Source organism: Pseudomonas sp. WS 5412 (assembly GCF_012985615.1).
Lineage (GTDB): Bacteria > Pseudomonadota > Gammaproteobacteria > Pseudomonadales > Pseudomonadaceae > Aquipseudomonas > Aquipseudomonas shahriarae.
In genome coordinates, this window is the sequence record NZ_JAARMB010000032.1 from 1 (window position 1) to 19,319 (window position 19,319).

At 60.8% G+C, this 19,319-nt stretch carries 20 protein-coding genes; all 20 read left to right on the top strand.

What is annotated here, in order from left to right; genetic code table 11:
- Positions 1–552: 552 nt before the first annotated feature.
- The 20 genes from HBR94_RS26755 to HBR94_RS26850 all read left to right on the top strand — a co-directional run bounded on the left by HBR94_RS26755 (position 553) and on the right by HBR94_RS26850 (position 19,309).
- Positions 553–855 (top strand): STAS domain-containing protein, encoded by a 303-nt coding sequence (locus HBR94_RS26755; protein ID WP_057438807.1) that lies wholly within the window; start codon positions 553–555, stop codon positions 853–855.
- Positions 852–2,564: a fused response regulator/phosphatase gene (locus tag HBR94_RS26760; protein ID WP_170045824.1), complete on the top strand. Its 1,713-nt coding sequence runs from the start codon at positions 852–854 to the stop codon at positions 2,562–2,564. Before HBR94_RS26755 ends, HBR94_RS26760 begins: the two co-directional genes overlap by 4 nt.
- A gap of 30 nt (positions 2,565–2,594) precedes the next feature.
- The gene (locus HBR94_RS26765; protein ID WP_057438808.1) at positions 2,595–2,936 is read left to right on the top strand and encodes an Hpt domain-containing protein; all 342 of its coding nucleotides are present in this window, start codon (positions 2,595–2,597) and stop codon (positions 2,934–2,936) included.
- A 90-nt stretch (positions 2,937–3,026) separates the two neighbouring features.
- A complete protein-coding gene (locus HBR94_RS26770; RefSeq protein ID WP_170045825.1) occupies positions 3,027–4,334 on the top strand; it encodes a flagellar hook-length control protein FliK in 1,308 nt (435 codons plus the stop codon).
- A gap of 214 nt (positions 4,335–4,548) precedes the next feature.
- On the top strand, positions 4,549–5,058 hold the full coding sequence (gene fliL / locus HBR94_RS26775; protein WP_057438809.1) for a flagellar basal body-associated protein FliL: 510 nt from the start codon (positions 4,549–4,551) through the stop codon (positions 5,056–5,058).
- A gap of 9 nt (positions 5,059–5,067) precedes the next feature.
- Positions 5,068–6,036: a flagellar motor switch protein FliM gene (fliM, locus tag HBR94_RS26780; RefSeq protein WP_029292532.1), complete on the top strand. Its 969-nt coding sequence runs from the start codon at positions 5,068–5,070 to the stop codon at positions 6,034–6,036.
- Positions 6,037–6,079: 43 nt separating this feature from the next.
- Entirely contained in the window at positions 6,080–6,547 is a 468-nt protein-coding gene (gene fliN, locus HBR94_RS26785; protein WP_057438810.1) for a flagellar motor switch protein FliN, read from the top strand.
- A 1-nt stretch (position 6,548) separates the two neighbouring features.
- Positions 6,549–6,983 carry a flagellar biosynthetic protein FliO gene (gene fliO / locus HBR94_RS26790; protein ID WP_057438811.1) on the top strand — a complete coding sequence of 145 codons (435 nt, stop codon included), beginning with the start codon at positions 6,549–6,551 and terminating at the stop codon, positions 6,981–6,983.
- Positions 6,983–7,726, top strand: a complete 744-nt coding sequence (gene fliP, locus HBR94_RS26795) for a flagellar type III secretion system pore protein FliP (RefSeq protein WP_057438812.1) — start codon at positions 6,983–6,985, stop codon at positions 7,724–7,726. The genes fliO and fliP overlap by 1 nt, the downstream gene beginning before the upstream one ends.
- A gap of 3 nt (positions 7,727–7,729) precedes the next feature.
- Positions 7,730–7,999 carry a flagellar biosynthesis protein FliQ gene (gene fliQ / locus HBR94_RS26800; protein WP_034099472.1) on the top strand — a complete coding sequence of 90 codons (270 nt, stop codon included), beginning with the start codon at positions 7,730–7,732 and terminating at the stop codon, positions 7,997–7,999.
- Positions 8,000–8,003: 4 nt separating this feature from the next.
- Entirely contained in the window at positions 8,004–8,789 is a 786-nt protein-coding gene (gene fliR / locus HBR94_RS26805; protein WP_057438813.1) for a flagellar biosynthetic protein FliR, read from the top strand.
- A gap of 3 nt (positions 8,790–8,792) precedes the next feature.
- Complete coding sequence (flhB, locus tag HBR94_RS26810) at positions 8,793–9,929, top strand: flagellar biosynthesis protein FlhB (protein ID WP_115127664.1); 1,137 nt, start codon at positions 8,793–8,795, stop codon at positions 9,927–9,929.
- A 346-nt stretch (positions 9,930–10,275) separates the two neighbouring features.
- Complete coding sequence (locus HBR94_RS26815; protein WP_170045826.1) at positions 10,276–10,479, top strand: cold-shock protein; 204 nt, start codon at positions 10,276–10,278, stop codon at positions 10,477–10,479.
- Positions 10,480–10,608: 129 nt separating this feature from the next.
- Positions 10,609–12,738: a flagellar biosynthesis protein FlhA gene (gene flhA, locus HBR94_RS26820; protein WP_115127666.1), complete on the top strand. Its 2,130-nt coding sequence runs from the start codon at positions 10,609–10,611 to the stop codon at positions 12,736–12,738.
- Between the two features lie 11 nt (positions 12,739–12,749).
- Positions 12,750–14,066 (top strand): flagellar biosynthesis protein FlhF, encoded by a 1,317-nt coding sequence (gene flhF / locus HBR94_RS26825; protein ID WP_029292553.1) that lies wholly within the window; start codon positions 12,750–12,752, stop codon positions 14,064–14,066.
- Positions 14,067–14,166: 100 nt separating this feature from the next.
- A complete protein-coding gene (gene fleN, locus HBR94_RS26830; RefSeq protein WP_003192912.1) occupies positions 14,167–15,000 on the top strand; it encodes a flagellar synthesis regulator FleN in 834 nt (277 codons plus the stop codon).
- Positions 14,997–15,737: an RNA polymerase sigma factor FliA gene (fliA, locus tag HBR94_RS26835; protein WP_029292560.1), complete on the top strand. Its 741-nt coding sequence runs from the start codon at positions 14,997–14,999 to the stop codon at positions 15,735–15,737. Before fleN ends, fliA begins: the two co-directional genes overlap by 4 nt.
- 167 nt (positions 15,738–15,904) lie before the next feature.
- Positions 15,905–16,279, top strand: coding sequence for a chemotaxis response regulator CheY (locus HBR94_RS26840; protein WP_005790040.1), 375 nt, complete (start codon positions 15,905–15,907; stop codon positions 16,277–16,279).
- Positions 16,280–16,297: 18 nt separating this feature from the next.
- On the top strand, positions 16,298–17,086 hold the full coding sequence (locus HBR94_RS26845) for a protein phosphatase CheZ (RefSeq protein ID WP_057438816.1): 789 nt from the start codon (positions 16,298–16,300) through the stop codon (positions 17,084–17,086).
- A 12-nt stretch (positions 17,087–17,098) separates the two neighbouring features.
- Entirely contained in the window at positions 17,099–19,309 is a 2,211-nt protein-coding gene (locus HBR94_RS26850) for a chemotaxis protein CheA (RefSeq protein WP_170045827.1), read from the top strand.
- The last annotated feature ends 10 nt before the right edge of the window (positions 19,310–19,319 follow it).

Consider the following 19,319-nt stretch of genomic DNA (forward strand, 5'->3'; position numbering starts at 1 on the left):
CGCGCACGCTTCGACGATCAGGTCGGCTGTCAGGCCGCCTCGCTTTGCTTGTGATTTTGATCTGAGGCGCCCCGTTAAACCACGCTGGCCGTCATCCGATATTGATTTGGGGGGTAACCCGGCAGGACGCCGGGTTAGCCGCGCTGGGCCATGGATGGCCCATCGCGGCGGCCCCCCAAATCAATGTCGGATGACGGGCACACCGAGCCTAGGCGAGGTGCCGAGTGGTGGGGCAGGAGCCCTTTTGGTTACTTTTGGCTGGGCCGGCACTCCGGGCTCTTTTCCAAAAGTGACCCGCCGTAAGGGCGGAACCCTAAGCTGCCGTGACCGCAGCAATGGATATGTACACATCCCCAACAACCAAAAAAGAGCAGTCGTGTAGATACTCATGCTGCGATATCGGCGGATCCGTCGCTCATTTTTTCTGATAAACCGCTATCGCAGGCAAGCCCACACCACACAAGCTCACCGCACATTTGATTGCGTTTGTTGCCCACTCTCCGATCACCTGCTAAACCTTGTTGCACATACCCACGACAAGGAAGCAGTCGTATGTCAGTCGAGTCAGAAGTATCCCTGGATGGGAAGAAATTGACGATCGCAATCAAGGGCCGGTTCGATTTCGGCAGTCATCAATCCTTTCGTGATTCCTATGAGCGGTTCTACAAGGTTCCCGAAACCTACGTCGTGGACTTGAAAGAGGCCACTTACCTCGACAGCTCGGCCCTGGGCATGTTGCTGCTGTTGCGTGATCACGCTGGTGATGACGCGGATGTGCGCGTGATCAACAGCAACTCCGATGTGCGCAAGATCCTCGCTATCTCCAACTTCGACAAACTGTTCGACATCAGTTGAGTGCCCAGGCTCTGGACACTCTCACAGTACTGATCGCCGAGGACAGCGCTGCCGACCGGCTGCTGCTGTCGAGCATCGTGCGCCGCCAGGGGCATCGGGTGCTCAGTGCCAGTAATGGCCAGGAAGCGGTCGAGGTGTTCGCCCGTGAGCGTCCGCAACTGGTGTTGATGGATGCGCTGATGCCGGTGATGGACGGCTTCGAGGCGGCCCGGCGGATCAAGCAGTTGGCCGGCGAGGCGCTGGTGCCGATCATTTTTCTCACCTCCCTGCGTGAGAGCGAAGCCTTGGCGCGCTGCCTGGATGCCGGTGGCGATGACTTTCTGGCCAAGCCCTATAACCAGATCATCCTGGCCGCGAAGATCAACGCCATGGACCGCCCGCGTCGGTTGCAGGCCACCGTGCTTGAGCAGCGCGACCAGATCGCCCGTCACCATGACTACCTGCTGCATGAGCAACGGGTGGCCAAGGCGGTGTTCGACAAGGTCGCCCACTCTGGCTGCCTGAACGCGGCGCACAATATCCGTTACCTGCAATCGCCCTATGCGCTGTTCAATGGCGACCTGCTGCTGGCGGCCTATACGCCGTCGGGCGATATGCACGTGCTGCTGGGCGACTTCACCGGGCATGGCTTGCCGGCGGCGGTCGGCGCAATGCCTCTGGCCGAGGTGTTCTACGGCATGACCGCCAAGGGCTATGGCCTGGCGCAGACTCTGCGGGAGATGAACGCCAAGCTCAAACGCATCCTGCCGGTGGATATGTTCTGTTGTGCCACGCTGTTGTGTCTCAGTGACCAGCGGCGGGTGGTGGAGGTATGGAACGGCGGCATGCCTGATGGCTATGTGCATGAAGTGGTCACGGGGCGGCGTACGCCGCTGGTGTCGCGGCATTTACCCCTGGGGGTGCTGGCGCCCGAGGCCTTTGACGACCGCACCGAGGTCTGGCCCATGGCCTTGGGCGACCGGGTGTTCTTGCTGTCCGATGGGGTGATTGATACCGCCGATGCCAACGACCAGTTGTTTGGGGCCGAGCGCCTGCAACGGGTGTTTGCCGCCAACCGCGAGCCTGAGCAGTTGTTTGTTGAAATCGAACAGGCGCTTGCCGCATTTCGAGGGCAGGTGCGGGACGATATCAGCCTGGTCGAAATCACCCTGCTGGCCGAGCAATCGCTGTTGGCGCCACCCCTGCAGTACACCGACAGCGGCCAGTCCTGCCCGCTGGACTGGTCGGTGAGTTTCGAGTTTCGTGCCGAGACCCTCAAGCGTTACAACCCATTGCCATACCTGTTGCAGTTACTCCTGGAAATACATGGCCTGCGCGGCCAGAGCGGAGCGCTGTACAGTGTCATGGCCGAGCTGTACTCCAATGCCCTGGAGCATGGCGTGCTGGGCCTGGACTCCCGACTCAAACGCGATGTGCAGGGCTTTGCCAGCTATTATCGCCAGCGCAATGAGCGGCTCGACCAGTTGAACAGCGGCCACGTGCGTGTGCATGTGAACGTGGTTCCAACCGAGGCGGGTGGTTGCCTGAGCCTGCGTATCGAAGACAGCGGCGCCGGGTTTGATGTCGAAACAGTCCTGGCGCGGCCGTTGGATATCGACCGTTTGTCCGGGCGCGGGCTGAACCTGGTCCGGCAACTGAGCAGCAATGTACGTTGGACAGATGGCGGGCGCAGTGTGTGCGTGGAGTTTTGCTGGGAGGCTCTGGCATAATCCGTCGATTCTTGATCAAGGAGCGAACAAGTGACGCAGATACATATGGACCCTGAAGTGTTGGTGGGTTTGCAGGAAGTGATGGAGGGTGAATACCCCCACTTGCTCGACACCTTCCTCGATGACTCGCAAAAGCGCGTTGAAGCGTTGCGCAAGGCGCGCGATGACGCCAAGGCCCTGGGGCGTATCGCCCACAGCTTCAAGGGCAGCAGCGGCAACCTCGGTGCGGTGCGCCTGGCGCTGTTGTGCCAGCGACTGGAGGCTGAGTCGGCCAAGGAAGAGGTTACCGACCTGGGCAAACTGGTCGACCAGATTGATCACGAGTTTGCGTTGGTCAAGCCGCTGTATGAGTCGGAGCGCCAGCGCTTCTAGGCTCGGCAGGCCCGCCCTGAAAATCTGGCCCGACTTTTGCTATCTATCTTCTGCCTGCGCCCTCGACCCTGCGCAGCGGAGACCTGACTTATGCCTCTAGCCCCCAACTCGCTCCTGCAAGCCGCTCCTGCGGTCAAGCCCCAGGCGTCCTCCGCGAATGCGCAGGCAACGGCGGCAGACACGCGGGCCAAAGCGCCAGGCTTTGCACAGGTGTTCGCCAAGGAGTCAAAGGCGACCCCGGCCAAGGCTGCGGATATGGCGCCCAAGCCGAGCCATGACAAGCCAGCCAGCACCAGCGCCAAGAAAGATGTTGGCAACGACAAGCCTGCCGCTGGCACTCCAGCGGTTGCCGATAGCGGCAAGACTTTGCCTGCCACGCCGCCCGCCAAGGCCGACGCGGCAGCCCCCAGCGATGACGACAAAGGTGCGGACAAGGATCTGGCGCAAGCCCAGCCGCCAGTGGTCGATCCGGCCTCGATCGCGGCGCTGACACCCGCTCCGGTAGCGGTCCAGGCCGCTGTAGCGGATGACGCCACCACGCCGTTGCTGGTGACCACCCCTGCGGTCGCTGAAGAGGTCGTGCCTTTCGACCCCGAAGCTGACCCACTGGACTCATTGCCAGCCGTGCGCCTGGCGATGGAGCAGGGCGGTCATGTGTCTGCCAGCAGCCAGGCAGCGCAAAAGAACCTGCCGACCCAGGCTGAACCCACCGCCGCGCAGAACTTCAGCAACGGCCTGGCGGCCATGGTTGACCAGCAGGCGGCCAAGGACAGTACCGACCAGGGTGGCGAGAAGGCTTTCAGCGGCCTGATCGAAGATGGCCTCAAGGACTTGAAGGGCGCTAGCAGTGACACTCGCGTCGATGACTTCGCCAATCGCCTGGCCGCCTTGACCCAGGCTGCCACCCCCAAGACTACCAACGCCTTGCCCCTGAATAACCAGCCGCTGGCCATGCATCAGGGTGGCTGGACCGAGGAGGTGGTGAACCGGGTCATGTACCTGTCCAGCGCCAACCTCAAATCTGCCGATATCCAATTGCAGCCGGCCGAACTGGGACGCCTGGATATCCGCGTGAACATCACCGCCGACCAGCAGGCCCAAGTGAACTTCATGAGCGGCCATGCCGCCGTGCGCGAGGCCCTGGAAAGCCAGTCCGGGCGCCTGCGGGAAATGTTCGCCCAGCAGGGCATGGGCCAGGTCGACGTGAACGTGTCCGACCAGTCCCGTGGCTGGCAGGGCCAGGGTCAGGAGCAACAACAGAACCAGGCGCGAGGTGTCAGTGGCAGTGGAGGACACAGCGATGGGCATGACGCAGGCCTTGCGGGCGAAGTCACTGAAGTGGCGGCACCGATAGCCCAATCCGTCATAGGCTCCAGCGCCGTGGACTACTACGCCTGACCTGAGGTCAACACCGATCAAAATGTGGGAGCGGGCTTGCTCGCGATATCGGTATGTCAGTTACCTAGTTGCTGGCTGATCTACCGCTATCGCGAGCAAGCCCACTCCCACATTGGTTTTGCGCTGTTGCTGAAATCCGTGACAACTCTGGCATAACACTTGCTCTTGCCTTCCCGTGGATCTATGAAACCCCGAATAGTGACGGATTATTGGCATGGCGAAGAGTGACGACGCAGCGACAGCAACAGTACCTGCAGCAGGCAAGGGCAAGCTCAAGATGATCCTGCTGATTGTCGTGGCCTTGTTATTGGCCATTGGCGTGTCGGTGGGGGCTACCTGGTACTTTATGCACAGTGCCCAGAGCAAGCCGGTACCTGTGGCCGAGACCGCCAGCAACGTCAAGCAACCGGCAATCTTCGAGCAGATGCTCCCGGCCTTTGTTGCCAACTACAACCAGAACGGTCGGCAACGCTACCTGCAGGTGAGCATTACCTTGCAGGCGCGCAACCAGGCGGACATGGATGCCCTCAAGGTGCATATGCCGGTGATCCGCAACAACCTGGTGATGCTGTTCTCCGGGCAGAGTTTCGACAGCCTGGCCACCCCCGTGGGCCAGGAAATGCTGCGCCAGAAAGTCACTGCCAGCGTGCAGGAAGTGGCCCAGAAAGAACTGGGCAAAGTCGTGGTCGAGCAGGCGCTCTTCACTAATTTCGTATTGCAGTAGGATCACGACATGGCCGTGCAAGACCTGCTGTCCCAGGATGAAATCGACGCGCTGTTGCATGGTGTCGACGATGGTCTGGTACAGACCGAAATGGCTGCCGAGCCCGGCAGCGTCAAAAGTTATGACCTGACCAGCCAGGATCGCATCGTCCGCGGACGCATGCCGACCCTGGAAATGATCAACGAACGTTTTGCCCGCTACACCCGTATCAGCATGTTTAACATGCTGCGCCGTTCGGCGGACGTGGCGGTGGGCGGCGTGCAGGTGATGAAGTTTGGCGAGTACGTGCATTCGCTGTACGTGCCCACCAGCCTCAACCTGGTCAAGATCAAGCCCCTGCGTGGCACCGCGCTGTTTATCCTCGACGCCAAGCTGGTGTTCAAGCTGGTGGACAACTTCTTCGGCGGTGACGGCCGTCACGCCAAGATCGAAGGCCGTGAATTCACGCCTACCGAGTTGCGCGTGGTGCGCATGGTGCTGGAACAGGCCTTTATCGACCTGAAGGAAGCCTGGCAGGCGATCATGGAAGTCAATTTCGAGTACATCAACTCGGAAGTGAACCCGGCCATGGCCAACATCGTCGGGCCCAGCGAAGCCATTGTGGTCTCCACTTTCCACATCGAACTCGATGGCGGCGGCGGCGACCTGCACGTGACCATGCCGTATTCGATGATCGAGCCGGTGCGCGAGATGCTCGATGCGGGCTTCCAGTCCGACCTGGACGACCAGGACGAGCGTTGGGTCAAAGCCCTGCGCGAAGACTTGCTGGACGTTGACGTACCGCTGAGCGCCACCGTGGCGCGCCGCCAGCTGCGCCTGCGGGACATTTTGCATATGCAGCCGGGGGATGTGATCCCCGTCGAACTGCCAGACGAATTGATTATGCGCGCCAATGGCGTGCCGTCGTTCAAGGTCAAGCTCGGTTCCCACAAAGGGAACCTGGCGTTGCAAGTGGTTGAGCCGATCAACCGTCGCTGATGCATCCCCTAATTGATGATTTTTGCTGCGCCGAGGACATGTAATGGCTACCGAACACGAAAACACTTCCGCCGAAGACCAGGCCCTGGCTGACGAATGGGCGGCTGCCCTGGAAGAAACCGGCGATGCCAGCCAGGACGATATCGACGCCTTGCTGGCGGCCGATGCCGCCACCCCGCCAGTGGGCAATCGCCTGCCTATGGAAGAGTTTGGCAGCGTGCCGAAGAACCATGAGCCGGTCTCGCTGGATGGGCCCAACCTGGATGTGATCCTCGATATCCCGGTATCGATCTCCATGGAAGTGGGCAGCACCGAAATCAATATCCGTAACCTGCTGCAACTTAACCAGGGGTCGGTGATCGAGCTCGACCGCCTGGCCGGCGAGCCGCTGGATGTGCTGGTCAACGGCACGCTGATCGCCCATGGCGAAGTGGTGGTGGTCAACGAGAAGTTCGGCATCCGCCTGACGGACGTGATCAGCCCCAGCGAACGTATCAAGAAGCTGCGCTGAGATGAGTCGCCGGTGGTTGGGACTGTTGTGGGCGTTGCCGCTGGCCGTGATGGCGGCTGAACCGGTGGCCCAGGTCGCCGCGCCGGCCGCCGGCAGCAGCGTGACTGGGCAATTGACTCAGTTGGTGCTGGGCCTGTTGCTGGTGGTGGGGTTGATCTTTTTCCTCGCCTGGCTGTTGCGCCGGGTGCAGCGCATTGGTCCGGGCAATGCCCAGGTCATCGAACTGGTGGGATCGCGAGCCCTGGGGCCGCGTGATCGCCTGGTACTGGTGCAGGTGGGCGAAGAGCAGATCCTGCTCGGTCTCACCCCTGGCCGGATTACCCCGTTGCACGTGCTCAAGCATCCCGTGAGCGTGGCCCAGACCGAGGCCGCCACACCGGAGTTCGCCCAGCGCCTGATGGAGCTGATGGGCAAGGACCAGAAGGATAAGAAGTAATGCGCGTTCTATTGGCGCTCATGCTGTTACTGGCAGCGCCCCTGGCGTTCGGCGCCGACCCGTTGTCGATCCCGGCGATCACCCTGGGCACCAATGCGGCCGGGGCCCAGGAGTATTCGGTCAGCCTGCAGATCCTGCTGATCATGACGGCGCTGAGTTTTATCCCGGCCTTCGTCATGCTCATGACCAGCTTCACCCGGATCATCATCGTGTTCTCGATCCTGCGCCAGGCCCTGGGCCTGCAGCAGACCCCATCGAACCAGATCCTTACCGGCATGGCGCTGTTTCTGACGCTGTTTATCATGGCGCCGGTATTCGACAAGGTGAACCAGCAAGCCCTGCAACCCTACCTGGCGGAGAAAATGACCGCCCAGGACGCGGTGGAAAAGGCCCAAGGCCCAATCAAGGACTTTATGCTGTCCCAGACCCGCTCCAGCGACCTGGAACTGTTTGTGCGCCTGTCCAAGCGCACCGATATCGCCAGCCCGGATCAGGCGCCCTTGACCATCCTGGTACCGGCGTTCGTCACCTCGGAGCTCAAGACGGCATTCCAGATCGGTTTCATGATCTTTATCCCGTTCCTGATCATCGACCTGGTGGTGGCTAGTGTGCTGATGGCCATGGGTATGATGATGCTGTCGCCGCTGATTATCTCGTTGCCGTTCAAGATCATGCTGTTTGTACTGGTGGATGGGTGGGCGCTGATTATCGGCACCCTGGCTGGCAGTTTTGGCGGGGTTTAGCGCATGACACCTGAAGTCGCAGTCGACCTGTTCCGTGAAGCCCTGTGGCTGACCACCGTGATGGTCGCCGTGCTGGTGGTGCCCAGCCTGTTGGTGGGCCTGCTGGTGGCGATGTTCCAGGCCGCCACCCAGATCAACGAACAAACCTTGAGCTTCCTTCCGCGCCTGTTGGTGATGCTGGTCACCCTGATCGTGGCCGGCCCCTGGCTGGTGCAAAGTTTCATGGAATACATCCTGCAGTTGTACGGCAGTATTCCGCAGTTGATTGGCTGACCCGATGCAGTCCTTGCTGGCGTTGACCGACACTCAGATCAGCACCTGGGTGGCCTCGTTTATCCTGCCGATGTTTCGCGTGGGCGCCTTGTTGATGACTATGCCGGTGTTCGGGACCACCCTGGTGCCCAAGCGCATACGGCTGTTTTTCACGGTGGCGATTACCGTGGTCATCGTGCCGGTACTGCCACCGATGCCGCCGGTCAATGCCCTGGACCTCAGTGCGCTGCTGCTGATCGCCGAACAGATTCTGATCGGCGCCTTGATGGGGTTCTCCCTGACCCTGTTTTTCCAGTCCTTCGTGATTGCCGGGCAAATCGTCTCGATCCAGATGGGCATGGGCTTTGCGTCCATGGTCGACCCTACCAACGGCGTGTCGGTGGCCGTGATCGGGCAGTTCCTGACCATGCTGGTAACCCTGCTGTTTTTGGCCATGAACGGTCATCTGGTGGCCTTTGAAATCCTTACCGAGAGTTTCACCACCTTACCGGTGGGCGAGGGTTTGATCGTCAACCACTTCTGGGAAGTGGTCGGGCGCCTCAGTTGGGTGCTGGGCGCGGCGTTGTTGCTGGTATTGCCGGCGATCACCGCGCTGCTGGTGGTCAACATCGCCTTTGGGGTGATGACCCGCGCCGCGCCGCAACTGAACATCTTCGCCATTGGTTTCCCGCTGACCCTGGTGTTGGGCATGGGGATTTTCTGGATCGGCCTGGCCGACATTCTCAATCAGTATCAACCGCTGGCCAGTGACGCCTTGCAGTTTTTACGTGATCTGGCACGGGCGCGCTGAGCCATGGCCGAGAGCGAGAGTGGTCAGGACAAAACAGAAGACCCCACGGAGAAACGAAAAAAAGACTCCAGGGAAAAGGGCGAGATCGCCCGTTCCAAAGAGCTCAACACCCTGGCGGTGATGCTCGCCGGGGCCGGTGGCCTGCTGATCTACGGCGGTGGCCTGGCCCAGGACCTGATGGAGATCATGAAGCACAATTTCTCCCTGCCCAGGGATGTGCTGCTGGACCCGCGCGCCATGGGCATCTACCTGCTGCACTCGGGGAAAATCGCGATCCTGGCCGCGCAACCGGTGCTGATCACGTTGTTGCTGGCGGCAATCATCGGGCCGATCTCCCTGGGGGGCTGGCTGTTTGCGGCCGGCAGCCTGGCGCCCAAATTCAGCCGGATGAACCCCGGGGCCGGGATCAAGCGCATGTTCTCCGCCAAGGCGTTGGTGGAGTTGCTCAAGGCCCTGGCGAAGTTCTTTATCATCCTGTTTGTGGCGCTGGTGGTGTTGAAGTCCGATATCGACGACTTGCTGCGCATCGCCCATGAACCGCTGGAGCTGGCAATCATCCACAGCGTGCAACTGGTGGGCTGGAGCTCATTGTGGATGGCGTGTGGCCTGATCCTGATTGCCGCAGTGGATGCGCCGATCCAGCTGTGGGAAAGCCACAAGAAACTGCTGATGACCAAGCAGGAAGTGCGCGACGAGCATAAGGATCAGGAAGGCAAGCCGGAAGTGAAGCAGCGGATTCGCCAACTGCAGCGCGAAATGTCCCAGCGCAAGATGATGGCCTCGGTGCCCGACGCCGACGTGGTCATCACTAACCCGACCCACTACGCCGTGGCGCTCAAGTACGACGCGGAGAAGGGCGGCGCGCCGCTGCTGCTGGCCAAGGGCAGCGACTTCACTGCCTTGAAAATCCGCGAAATCGCCCAGGCCAATGACATCCTGCTGCTGGAATCGCCGGCGCTGGCGCGTTCGATCTTCTACTCCACTGACCTCGACCACGAGATCCCGGCCGGGTTGTACCTGGCGGTGGCCCAGGTGTTGGCCTACGTGTATCAGATCCGCCAATACCGTGCCGGCAAGGGTAAGCGTCCGGATCCGCTCAAGGACTTGCCGATTCCGCCGGATTTGCGTCGCGATTCCTGAGTCTTCTGCTGCCTCTTCCGACGCTATCGCGGGCAAGCCCTAATGCCGATCAATTAAGCGAACGCAATCCTCAAAGCAGTGAAGATCAAATGTGGGAGCGGGCTTGCCCGCGAAGACGTCGGCCCAGCCAACATTGATGTTGACTGACCCACTGCTTTCGCGAGCAAGCCCGCTCCCACAGGGGATCTGCGCTTAACTGACTGGCATCAGGGCTTGCCCGCGATGGCGTCGGAACAGGTGTTTGCCGTTCGTCCAGCTCCCTCCCGACCTGTCAACTTTGACAGTAGCCAGCCCCCGTGCAGGGCGCTTTGATAGACCGGGAACATGCGGATTCGGGAGAAGGGCAATGGCAACGGGCACAGTGAAGTGGTTTACCGATTCAAAGGGCTTTGGATTCATCACACAAGACGCCGGAGGAGAGGACCTGTTTGTGCACTTCTCGGACATTCAAGGCAGCGGCTTCAAGTCGCTGGCGGAGGGCCAGAAGGTGGAATATGAAGTTGTAGAGGGTCCGAAAGGCAAGCAGGCATCAAACGTGCGTCCACTCTGATGATCGTTCCCACGCTCCTGCGTGGGAACGATCTCGTCCCTGAAGCAAAAGTTGGAAGGCTTCTTGCAATACCGCCTTCAGGACGCCTCTCGGCGTCAAAAGTTTGCTTCAAGGTGACGAGGAATACCGGTGGATCGCTCTAATATGTTCAACACAGCCCGTGGCACCCTAGCAGACCTCTCGCGAGGCAATCTGGGTGTGCCGCTGTTGCTGTTGGTCATGCTGGCAATGATGATGTTGCCGATGCCGCCGTTCCTGCTGGACGTGTTCTTCACCTTCAACATTGCCCTGTCCATCGTCGTGCTGCTGGTCTGCGTGTACGCCCTGCGGCCTTTGGATTTTGCGGTCTTCCCCACCATTTTGCTGGTTGCCACGCTGCTGCGCCTGGCCCTTAACGTGGCCTCTACGCGGGTGGTGATGCTGCACGGCCAGGACGGCCACGCCGCCGCCGGTAAGGTGATCCAGGCCTTCGGCGAGGTGGTGATCGGCGGTAACTATGTGGTCGGTATCGTGGTGTTCGCGATCCTGATGATCATCAACTTCGTGGTGGTGACCAAGGGTGCTGGGCGGATTTCCGAGGTGAGCGCGCGTTTTACCCTCGACGCCATGCCCGGCAAGCAAATGGCGATCGACGCCGACCTCAACGCCGGCCTGATCGACCAGAACCAGGCCAAGTCCCGCCGCTCGGAAGTGGCCCAGGAGGCCGAGTTCTACGGCTCCATGGACGGCGCCAGCAAGTTCGTGCGCGGCGACGCCATTGCCGGCCTGCTGATTCTGTTTATCAACCTGATCGGCGGCATGGCGGTCGGTATCTTCCAGCACGGCATGACCTTCGGCGATGCGGGCAAGGTGTACGCCTTGCTGACCATCGGTGACGGTTTGGTGGCGCAATTGCCATCACTGTTGTTATCTACAGCTGCGGCGATCATGGTGACCCGTGCGTCCGGCTCCGAAGACATGGGCAAGCAGATCAACCGCCAGATGTTCGCTTCGCCCAAGGCCTTGGCCGTGGCGGCCGGCATTATGGCAATCATGGGCATTGTGCCGGGCATGCCGCACTTCTCCTTCCTGACCATGGCTGCCCTGGCCGCCGGCGGGGCGTACCTGTTCTGGAAGAAGCAAAACACCATCAAGGTCCAGGCCTTGAAAGAGGTGGAGCGCCAGCAAGATCTGCTGCCATCGCCGGCCCGCGCCCAGGAAACCAAGGAGCTGGGCTGGGATGACGTGACCCCCATCGACATGATCGGCCTGGAAGTCGGCTACCGCCTGATTCCTCTAGTGGACCGCAACCAGGGCGGCCAGTTACTGGCGCGGATCAAGGGCGTGCGCAAGAAGCTGTCCCAGGACCTGGGCTTTTTGATGCCCACCGTGCATATCCGCGACAACCTCGACCTGGCCCCCAGCGCCTACCGCCTGACGCTGATGGGCGTGACCCTGGCCGAAGCCGAGATCTACCCCGACCGCGAACTGGCGATCAACCCCGGCCAGGTATTCGGCACCCTCAGCGGCATAACCGCCAAAGATCCGGCTTTTGGCCTGGACGCGGTGTGGATCGAAGTCAGTCAGCGTAGCCAGGCGCAGTCCCTGGGTTACACCGTGGTCGACGCCAGCACCGTGGTCGCCACGCACCTCAACCAGATTCTGTACAAGCACTCTCACGAGCTGATTGGTCACGAAGAAGTCCAGCAACTCATGCAATTGCTGGCCAAAGCCTCGCCTAAGCTGGCTGAAGAGCTGGTGCCGGGGGTATTGTCGCTGTCGCAACTGCTCAAGGTGTTGCAAGCGCTGTTGGCCGAACAGGTGCCGGTGCGGGACATTCGCAGCATTGCCGAGGCTGTCGCCAACAATGCCGCCAAGAGTCAAGATACTGCCGCGCTGGTAGCGGCGGTGCGCGTCGGATTGTCGCGTGCAATCGTCCAAAGCATTGTAGGGCTTGACTCTGAGCTGCCTGTAATCACCTTGGAACCAAGGTTGGAACAAATATTGCTCAATAGTATCCAGAAGGCAGGGCAAGGCCAGGAAGAGGGCGTTCTGCTGGAACCAAGCATGGCTGAAAAGCTGCAGCGTTCGTTGATCGACGCCGCACAGCGCCAGGAAATGCAGGGCCAACCGGTGATTCTGCTGGTGGCAGGCCCCGTCCGAGCGATGTTGTCGCGGTTTGGACGCCTGGCAGTACCGAATTTGCACGTTTTGGCTTACCAGGAAATTCCTGACAATAAGCAAGTGACTATCGTCGCGACAGTAGGGCCCAACGGCTGAGGTAGTGGGTTATGCAAGTAAAGCGTTTTTTCGCCGCCGATATGCGTCAGGCCATGAAGCTGGTTCGTGATGAGCTGGGCGCCGACGCGGCTATTATCGGTAACCGTCGCATTGCCGGCGGTGTCGAGCTGACGGCTGCCCTGGATTACAAACCCCAGGCCCTGGCGCCGCGTGTACCGAACATGGAACTCGAAGACGAGTTGCGCAAGACCGCCTCGCGTATTGTCTCGGCCCAGGCCGAGCTGAGCATGCGGGGCGACAGCGATGCGACCACTAATCGCCAATTGTTTGCCGGCCTGCCGCTGACGGCGGCCGAGCCACTGGTAGAGCCGACTTTTGTCGAGCCGCCACGTCCCGCCGCGCCAGCACCGGCCGCTGCGGTTGACCAGCGCGTGTTTGACTCGATGCGTTTTGAACTCAATGGCCTGCGCGAGCTTTTGGAAGTGCAGTTGGGCTCGCTGGCCTGGAACCAGTTGCAGGGCAGCAAGCCGCAACAGGCCAACCTCTGGCGCCGCCTGCAACGCATTGGCCTGTCCGGCCCGTTGTCCCGCGACCTGCTGGAGCTGACCACCGGCATTGAAGAACCTCGCCAAGCCTGGCGCATGTTGCTGGCGCACCTGGCGCGGATGATCCAGACCCCGGAAATCGAACCCCTTGAAGAAGGTGGCGTGATTGCCATGGTCGGCCCTGCCGGCATGGGCAAGACCACCACCCTGGCCAAGCTGGCCGCCCGTTATGTTCTCAAGTACGGCGCCCACAACATTGCCCTGGTGAGCATGGACAGCTACCGCATCGGCGCGCAGGAACAGCTCAAGACCCTGGGCCGGATCCTCAATGTGCCGGTGACCCATGTCGACCCGGGCCAGTCCCTGGCCAACGCCCTCGACCCACTGCTGCGCAAGCGCGTGGTGCTGATTGATACCGCCGGCCTGCAAGCCAGCGACCCGGCATTGCGCATGCAACTGGAAAGCCTGGCCGGGCGCGGGATCAAGTCGAAAAATTACCTGGTACTTGCAACCACCAGCCAAAAACAGGTTCTGACTGCTGCGTACCACAGCTACAAGCGTTGCGGGCTGGCCGGTTGCATCCTGACTAAGCTGGATGAAACCGCAAGCCTGGGCGAAGTGTTGAGCCTTGCCATCAGCCATGAATTACCGGTCGCCTACCTGACCGACGGGCCGCGGATCCCGGATGACTTACATCTGCCGCGCCGTCATCAGTTGGTCAGCCGTGCGGTCAGTGTGCAAATGCAGGATGAACCCAGTGAAGAGGCGATGGCGGATATGTTCGCCGACCTCTATCACAACCCAGCCAAACGGGTCGGCTGAAAGGCAACATGAACACAGTGCAATGTACCTACATTGATGGTCTGCTACCGCGGCCACCCTATGTAGCCTGCGGCTAAGCAAGACAAGGTAAAGAAAGAACATGGGCAGCATGCATCCCGTACAGGTGATCGCGGTGACCGGCGGCAAAGGTGGCGTCGGGAAAACTAACGTGTCAGTGAATTTGTCCCTGGCCCTGGCAGAGCTTGGCCGCCGCGTCATGCTGCTGGATGCCGACCTGGGCCTGGCGAACGTTGACGTTCTGCTGGGACTGACGCCCAAACATACCCTGGCCGATGTCATTGAGGGCCGCTGTGAGCTGCGCGATGTGCTGTTGCAGGGGCCTGGGGGGATTCGTATCGTCCCGGCCGCCTCCGGCACCCAGAGCATGGTGCATCTGAGCCCGGCGCAGCATGCCGGCCTGATCCAGGCCTTCAGTGATATCGGCGACAACCTCGACGTGCTGGTGATCGACACCGCCGCCGGGATTGGCGAGTCCGTGGTCAGCTTCGTGCGCGCTGCGCAGGAAGTGTTGCTGGTGGTCTGCGACGAGCCCACCTCGATCACCGACGCCTACGCCCTGATCAAACTGCTCAACCGCGACTACGGCATGAACCGCTTCCGCGTGCTGGCCAACATGGCCCAGAGCCCGCAAGAAGGGCGCAACCTGTTCGCCAAGTTGACCAAGGTCACGGATCGCTTCCTCGATGTCGCCTTACAATACGTCGGCGCAGTTCCCTATGACGAGTGTGTGCGCAAGGCTGTGCAAAAGCAGCGTGCAGTCTATGAAGCGTTCCCTCGTTCGAAATGCGCGTTGGCGTTCAAGGCAATTGCTCAGAAGGTCGATACCTGGCCACTGCCCGCCAATCCCCGGGGGCATCTGGAGTTTTTCGTCGAGCGATTGGTGCATCAGACGAGTGCAGGACCGGTGCTATGACAGCCAGCGGCTACAACCTTTACAAAAAGTCGGCGCGTGACAGCCAGGGCGAATTGATCGAGCGCTATGCGCCCCTGGTCAAGCGCATTGCCTACCACCTGCTGGCACGCCTGCCCGCCAGTGTCCAGGTCGAAGACCTGATCCAGGCGGGCATGATCGGCCTGCTCGAAGTGTCGACCAAGTACGACGCGAGCAAGGGTGCGAGTTTCGAGACGTATGCGGGTATCCGTATCCGTGGCGCGATGCTCGATGAGGTGCGTAAAGGTGATTGGGCGCCGCGTTCGGTCCACCGCAATACCCGGATGGTGAGTGACGCAATTCGCTCAATTGAAGCAAAAACCGGTCGCGACGCTAAAGATCACGAAGTTGCGGCCGAACTCCAATTGAGTCTCGACGATTACTACGGGATTTTGAACGATACCTTGGGCAGCCGCCTGTTCAGTTTCGACGACCTGCTACAGGACGGCGAACATGAAGGGCTGCATGAGGATGGCGCGAGTGCTCACCAGGAGCCTTCACGCGACCTGGAAGATGAACGCTTCCAGGGCGCCCTGGCAGAGGCGATTGCCAATCTGCCGGAACGTGAGCGGCTGGTGTTGGCGCTGTACTACGACGAAGAGCTGAACCTCAAGGAAATCGGTGAGGTCCTGGGGGTCAGCGAATCGCGGGTCAGCCAGCTTCATAGCCAATGCGCGGCCCGCTTGCGGGGGCGTTTGGGAGAGTGGCGAGCGCGCTGACAGGCAGTGTGGGGACACTGCGAACGATAACCGCCAGGGCGCAAGCCCGGCGGGAGCGGCCCGTGATGTGCCCAGCAGTCCTTTTTGTGTAATGCCTGTTGAATGATATGGCGCGCCCAGGTGCTGGACGCGTTTAAGACTGCTTGGAGGTCGAATTGGACAAGAACATGAAAATCCTCATCGTTGATGACTTCTCAACGATGCGGCGGATCATAAAAAACCTGTTGCGTGACCTTGGGTTCACTAACACGGTCGAGGCGGATGACGGCATTACGGCGATTCCGATCCTCAACAGCGGGAGCATCGACTTTCTGGTAACTGACTGGAACATGCCTGGCATGACCGGCATTGATCTACTGCGCCACGTGCGCGCTGATGAAAAGCTGCGCAGCCTGCCTGTGCTGATGGTGACCGCTGAAGCCAAGCGTGAACAGATCATCGAAGCCGCCCAGGCCGGGGTCAACGGCTACGTGGTCAAGCCATTCACTGCACTGGCCTTGAAAGAGAAGATTGAAAAAATCTTCGAACGCATCGGTCATTGATGCTGCCACGGGGGAGCTATGGAGCATAAAGAATCATCGCAGGCCGACTTTGAGTCGACCCTGAAAAAACATGCTCACCAACTCGTCGAAAGCCTGGAAAAAGGCCAGTTCGGCGACGCAGTGCAGTTGATCCATGAGCTCAACCAGACCCGCGACCGCGGCCTGTACCAGGAAGTGGGCAAGCTCACCCGTGAGTTGCACAGTGCGATCGTCAATTTCCAGATCGACCCGCACATGCCCCAGGCCGAGGAAATCTCGCAGATCACTGATGCCACCGAACGCCTGTCCTATGTGGTCAGGCTGACTGAGGCGGCAGCCAATCGCACCATGGACCTGGTGGAAAACGCCACGCCCCTGGTGAACGGCATGGCCAACGAGGCCAAGGCGTTGAGCACCGACTGGGGCCGCTTCATGCGGCGCGAAGTGGGCGCTGAAGAATTTCGTGACCTGGCGCGTCGGGTCGAAGGCTTCCTGTCACGCAGCGAGCAGGAAAACCGCACGGTTTCCAGCAACCTCAATGACATTCTGCTGGCCCAGGATTACCAGGACCTTACCGGTCAGGTGATCAAGCGCGTGACCCTGCTGGTCACCGAAGTGGAAAGCAACCTGCTCAAACTGGTGCTGATGGCTGGCCAGGTCGACCGTTTTGCCGGTATCGAACACGACCGCGAAGCGATCCTCTCGGAAAAAGATCCACAAAAACACCTCGCCAAGGGTGAAGGTCCGCAGATTCATGCCGATAAACGTGAAGACGTTATGTCAGGTCAAGATGACGTAGACGATTTGCTGTCCAGTTTAGGCTTCTAAGGAGCACGCAATATGAGCTTCGGCGCCGATGAAGAAATCCTTCAGGATTTCCTTGTAGAGGCCGGCGAAATTCTAGAGCAGTTGTCCGAGCAACTGGTCGAGCTGGAAAGCCGACCGGATGATGCGAACCTGCTCAATGCAATTTTTAGCGGTTTTCACACTGTAAAAGGGGGCGCCGGCTTCCTCCAGCTCCATGAGCTGGTGGAGTGCTGCCACATCGCCGAAAACGTGTTCGACATCCTGCGCAAGGGTGAGCGGCACGTTGATTCGGAATTGATGGACGTGATCCTCGAAGCCCTGGACGCGGTCAACGGCATGTTCAATGAAGTGCGCGAACGCGCACCGATTACGGCTGCCACTCCGGAACTGCTGGCCGCCCTGGCGCGCCTGGCAGAGCCTGGCGCGGTAGCTGCCGCCCCGGTGGTTGAGGCGGCGCCTGAGCCAGTGGCCGAACCCGACGTCACTGACAGCGAGTTCGAGCAACTGCTGGACTCCCTCAATGCGGTCAAGGCCGAGGCAGAAGCCCCGGCCGCAGCTGCGCCGCCGATGGTGCCGACCACCGAAGACATCACCGACGCCGAGTTCGAGTCATTGCTCGACCAGTTGCACGGCAAGGGCCAGTTCGCCCCGGACGCCGTGGCAGCCGCACCGACGCCGGTGGAGCCTGCTGCGCCAGCGGCCAGCACCGATATCACCGACGACGAATTTGAAGCACTGCTGGATCAGTTGCATGGCAAGGGCTCGTTTGCTGCCGAGGCGTTGCCGGCAGTCGCTGCGGCGGCTGCGGCTGCACCGGCTGCGGCGCCGGCTGCCGCTCCGGCGGCGGATGGCCTGATCAGCGATCACGAATTCGAATCCCTGCTGGATGAGTTGCACGGCAAGGGCAAGTTTTCCGAGGTGGCACCTGCCGCCGCAGCCGCCGCGACCGCCACCGCAGCGGTGGCCAAGCCGGCACCCGTTGCTGCCAAGGCCGCCGCACCGGCTCCCGCCCGTGCCGCCGCCCCGGCGCCAGCCCGCGCTCCGGCACCTGCCGACAAAGCCCCGGCCAGTGAAGCCGAAACCACCGTGCGGGTCGATACCGCGCGCCTGGACGACATCATGAACATGGTCGGCGAACTGGTGCTGGTGCGTAACCGCCTGGTACGCCTGGGCTTGAGCAGTGGCGACGAAGCCATGCAAAAGGCCGTGTCGAACCTCGACGTGGTCACTGCCGACCTGCAGACCGCGGTGATGAAAACGCGCATGCAGCCGATCAAGAAAGTCTTCGGGCGCTTCCCGCGCCTGGTGCGTGACTTGGCCCGGCAGTTGAAAAAAGAGATCGCCCTGGAACTGGTGGGTGAAGAGACCGACCTCGACAAAAACCTTGTCGAGGCCCTGGCCGACCCGCTGGTCCACTTGGTGCGCAACGCGGTCGACCACGGTGTGGAAACTCCGGAAGAGCGCGAAGCCAGTGGCAAGCCGCGCCTGGGCAAAGTGATCCTGGCGGCCGAACAGGAAGGCGACCATATCCTGCTGTCGATCACCGATGACGGCAAAGGCATGGACTCCAATATCCTGCGCGGTATCGCGGTCAAACGCGGCGTCATGGACAAGGACGCCGCCGACCGCCTGACCGATACCGAGTGCTACAACCTGATTTTCGCCCCGGGCTTCTCGACCAAGACCGAGATTTCCGATGTGTCCGGCCGTGGCGTGGGCATGGACGTGGTGAAGACCAAGATCAGCCAGCTCAATGGCTCGATCAATATTTACTCGACCAAGGGCCAAGGCTCGAAGATCGTCATCAAGGTGCCGTTGACCCTGGCGATCATGCCGACCCTGATGGTGATGCTGGGCAACCAGGCGTTCGCCTTCCCGCTGGTCAACGTCAACGAAATCTTCCACCTCGACCTGTCGCGCACCAACGTGGTCGACGGCCAGGAAGTGGTGATTGTGCGGGACAAGGCCCTGCCTCTGTTCTACCTCAAGCGTTGGCTGGTGGCGTCTGCCGCTCATGAAGAGCAGCGCGAAGGCCACGTGGTGATCCTGTCCGTGGGCACCCAGCGTATCGGCTTTGTCGTCGATCAACTGGTTGGCCAGGAAGAAGTAGTCATCAAGCCATTGGGCAAGATGCTGCAAGGAACGCCAGGCATGTCGGGTGCGACCATTACCGGTGACGGTCGGATCGCGCTGATTCTCGATGTTCCGAGCATGCTCAAGCGTTACGCCGCACGGCGTATTTGATTCGGCCCGG

Coding starts and splice junctions, on each gene's coding strand:
- HBR94_RS26755 (WP_057438807.1), top strand. CDS start 553: ATGTCAGTCGAGTCAGAAGTATCCCTGGATGGGAAGAAATTGACGATC.
- HBR94_RS26770 (WP_170045825.1), top strand. CDS start 3,027: ATGCCTCTAGCCCCCAACTCGCTCCTGCAAGCCGCTCCTGCGGTCAAG.
- fliL (WP_057438809.1), top strand. CDS start 4,549: ATGGCGAAGAGTGACGACGCAGCGACAGCAACAGTACCTGCAGCAGGC.
- fliM (WP_029292532.1), top strand. CDS start 5,068: ATGGCCGTGCAAGACCTGCTGTCCCAGGATGAAATCGACGCGCTGTTG.
- fliN (WP_057438810.1), top strand. CDS start 6,080: ATGGCTACCGAACACGAAAACACTTCCGCCGAAGACCAGGCCCTGGCT.
- fliO (WP_057438811.1), top strand. CDS start 6,549: ATGAGTCGCCGGTGGTTGGGACTGTTGTGGGCGTTGCCGCTGGCCGTG.
- fliP (WP_057438812.1), top strand. CDS start 6,983: ATGCGCGTTCTATTGGCGCTCATGCTGTTACTGGCAGCGCCCCTGGCG.
- fliQ (WP_034099472.1), top strand. CDS start 7,730: ATGACACCTGAAGTCGCAGTCGACCTGTTCCGTGAAGCCCTGTGGCTG.
- fliR (WP_057438813.1), top strand. CDS start 8,004: ATGCAGTCCTTGCTGGCGTTGACCGACACTCAGATCAGCACCTGGGTG.
- flhB (WP_115127664.1), top strand. CDS start 8,793: ATGGCCGAGAGCGAGAGTGGTCAGGACAAAACAGAAGACCCCACGGAG.
- HBR94_RS26815 (WP_170045826.1), top strand. CDS start 10,276: ATGGCAACGGGCACAGTGAAGTGGTTTACCGATTCAAAGGGCTTTGGA.
- flhF (WP_029292553.1), top strand. CDS start 12,750: ATGCAAGTAAAGCGTTTTTTCGCCGCCGATATGCGTCAGGCCATGAAG.
- fleN (WP_003192912.1), top strand. CDS start 14,167: ATGGGCAGCATGCATCCCGTACAGGTGATCGCGGTGACCGGCGGCAAA.
- fliA (WP_029292560.1), top strand. CDS start 14,997: ATGACAGCCAGCGGCTACAACCTTTACAAAAAGTCGGCGCGTGACAGC.
- HBR94_RS26840 (WP_005790040.1), top strand. CDS start 15,905: ATGAAAATCCTCATCGTTGATGACTTCTCAACGATGCGGCGGATCATA.
- HBR94_RS26845 (WP_057438816.1), top strand. CDS start 16,298: ATGGAGCATAAAGAATCATCGCAGGCCGACTTTGAGTCGACCCTGAAA.
- HBR94_RS26850 (WP_170045827.1), top strand. CDS start 17,099: ATGAGCTTCGGCGCCGATGAAGAAATCCTTCAGGATTTCCTTGTAGAG.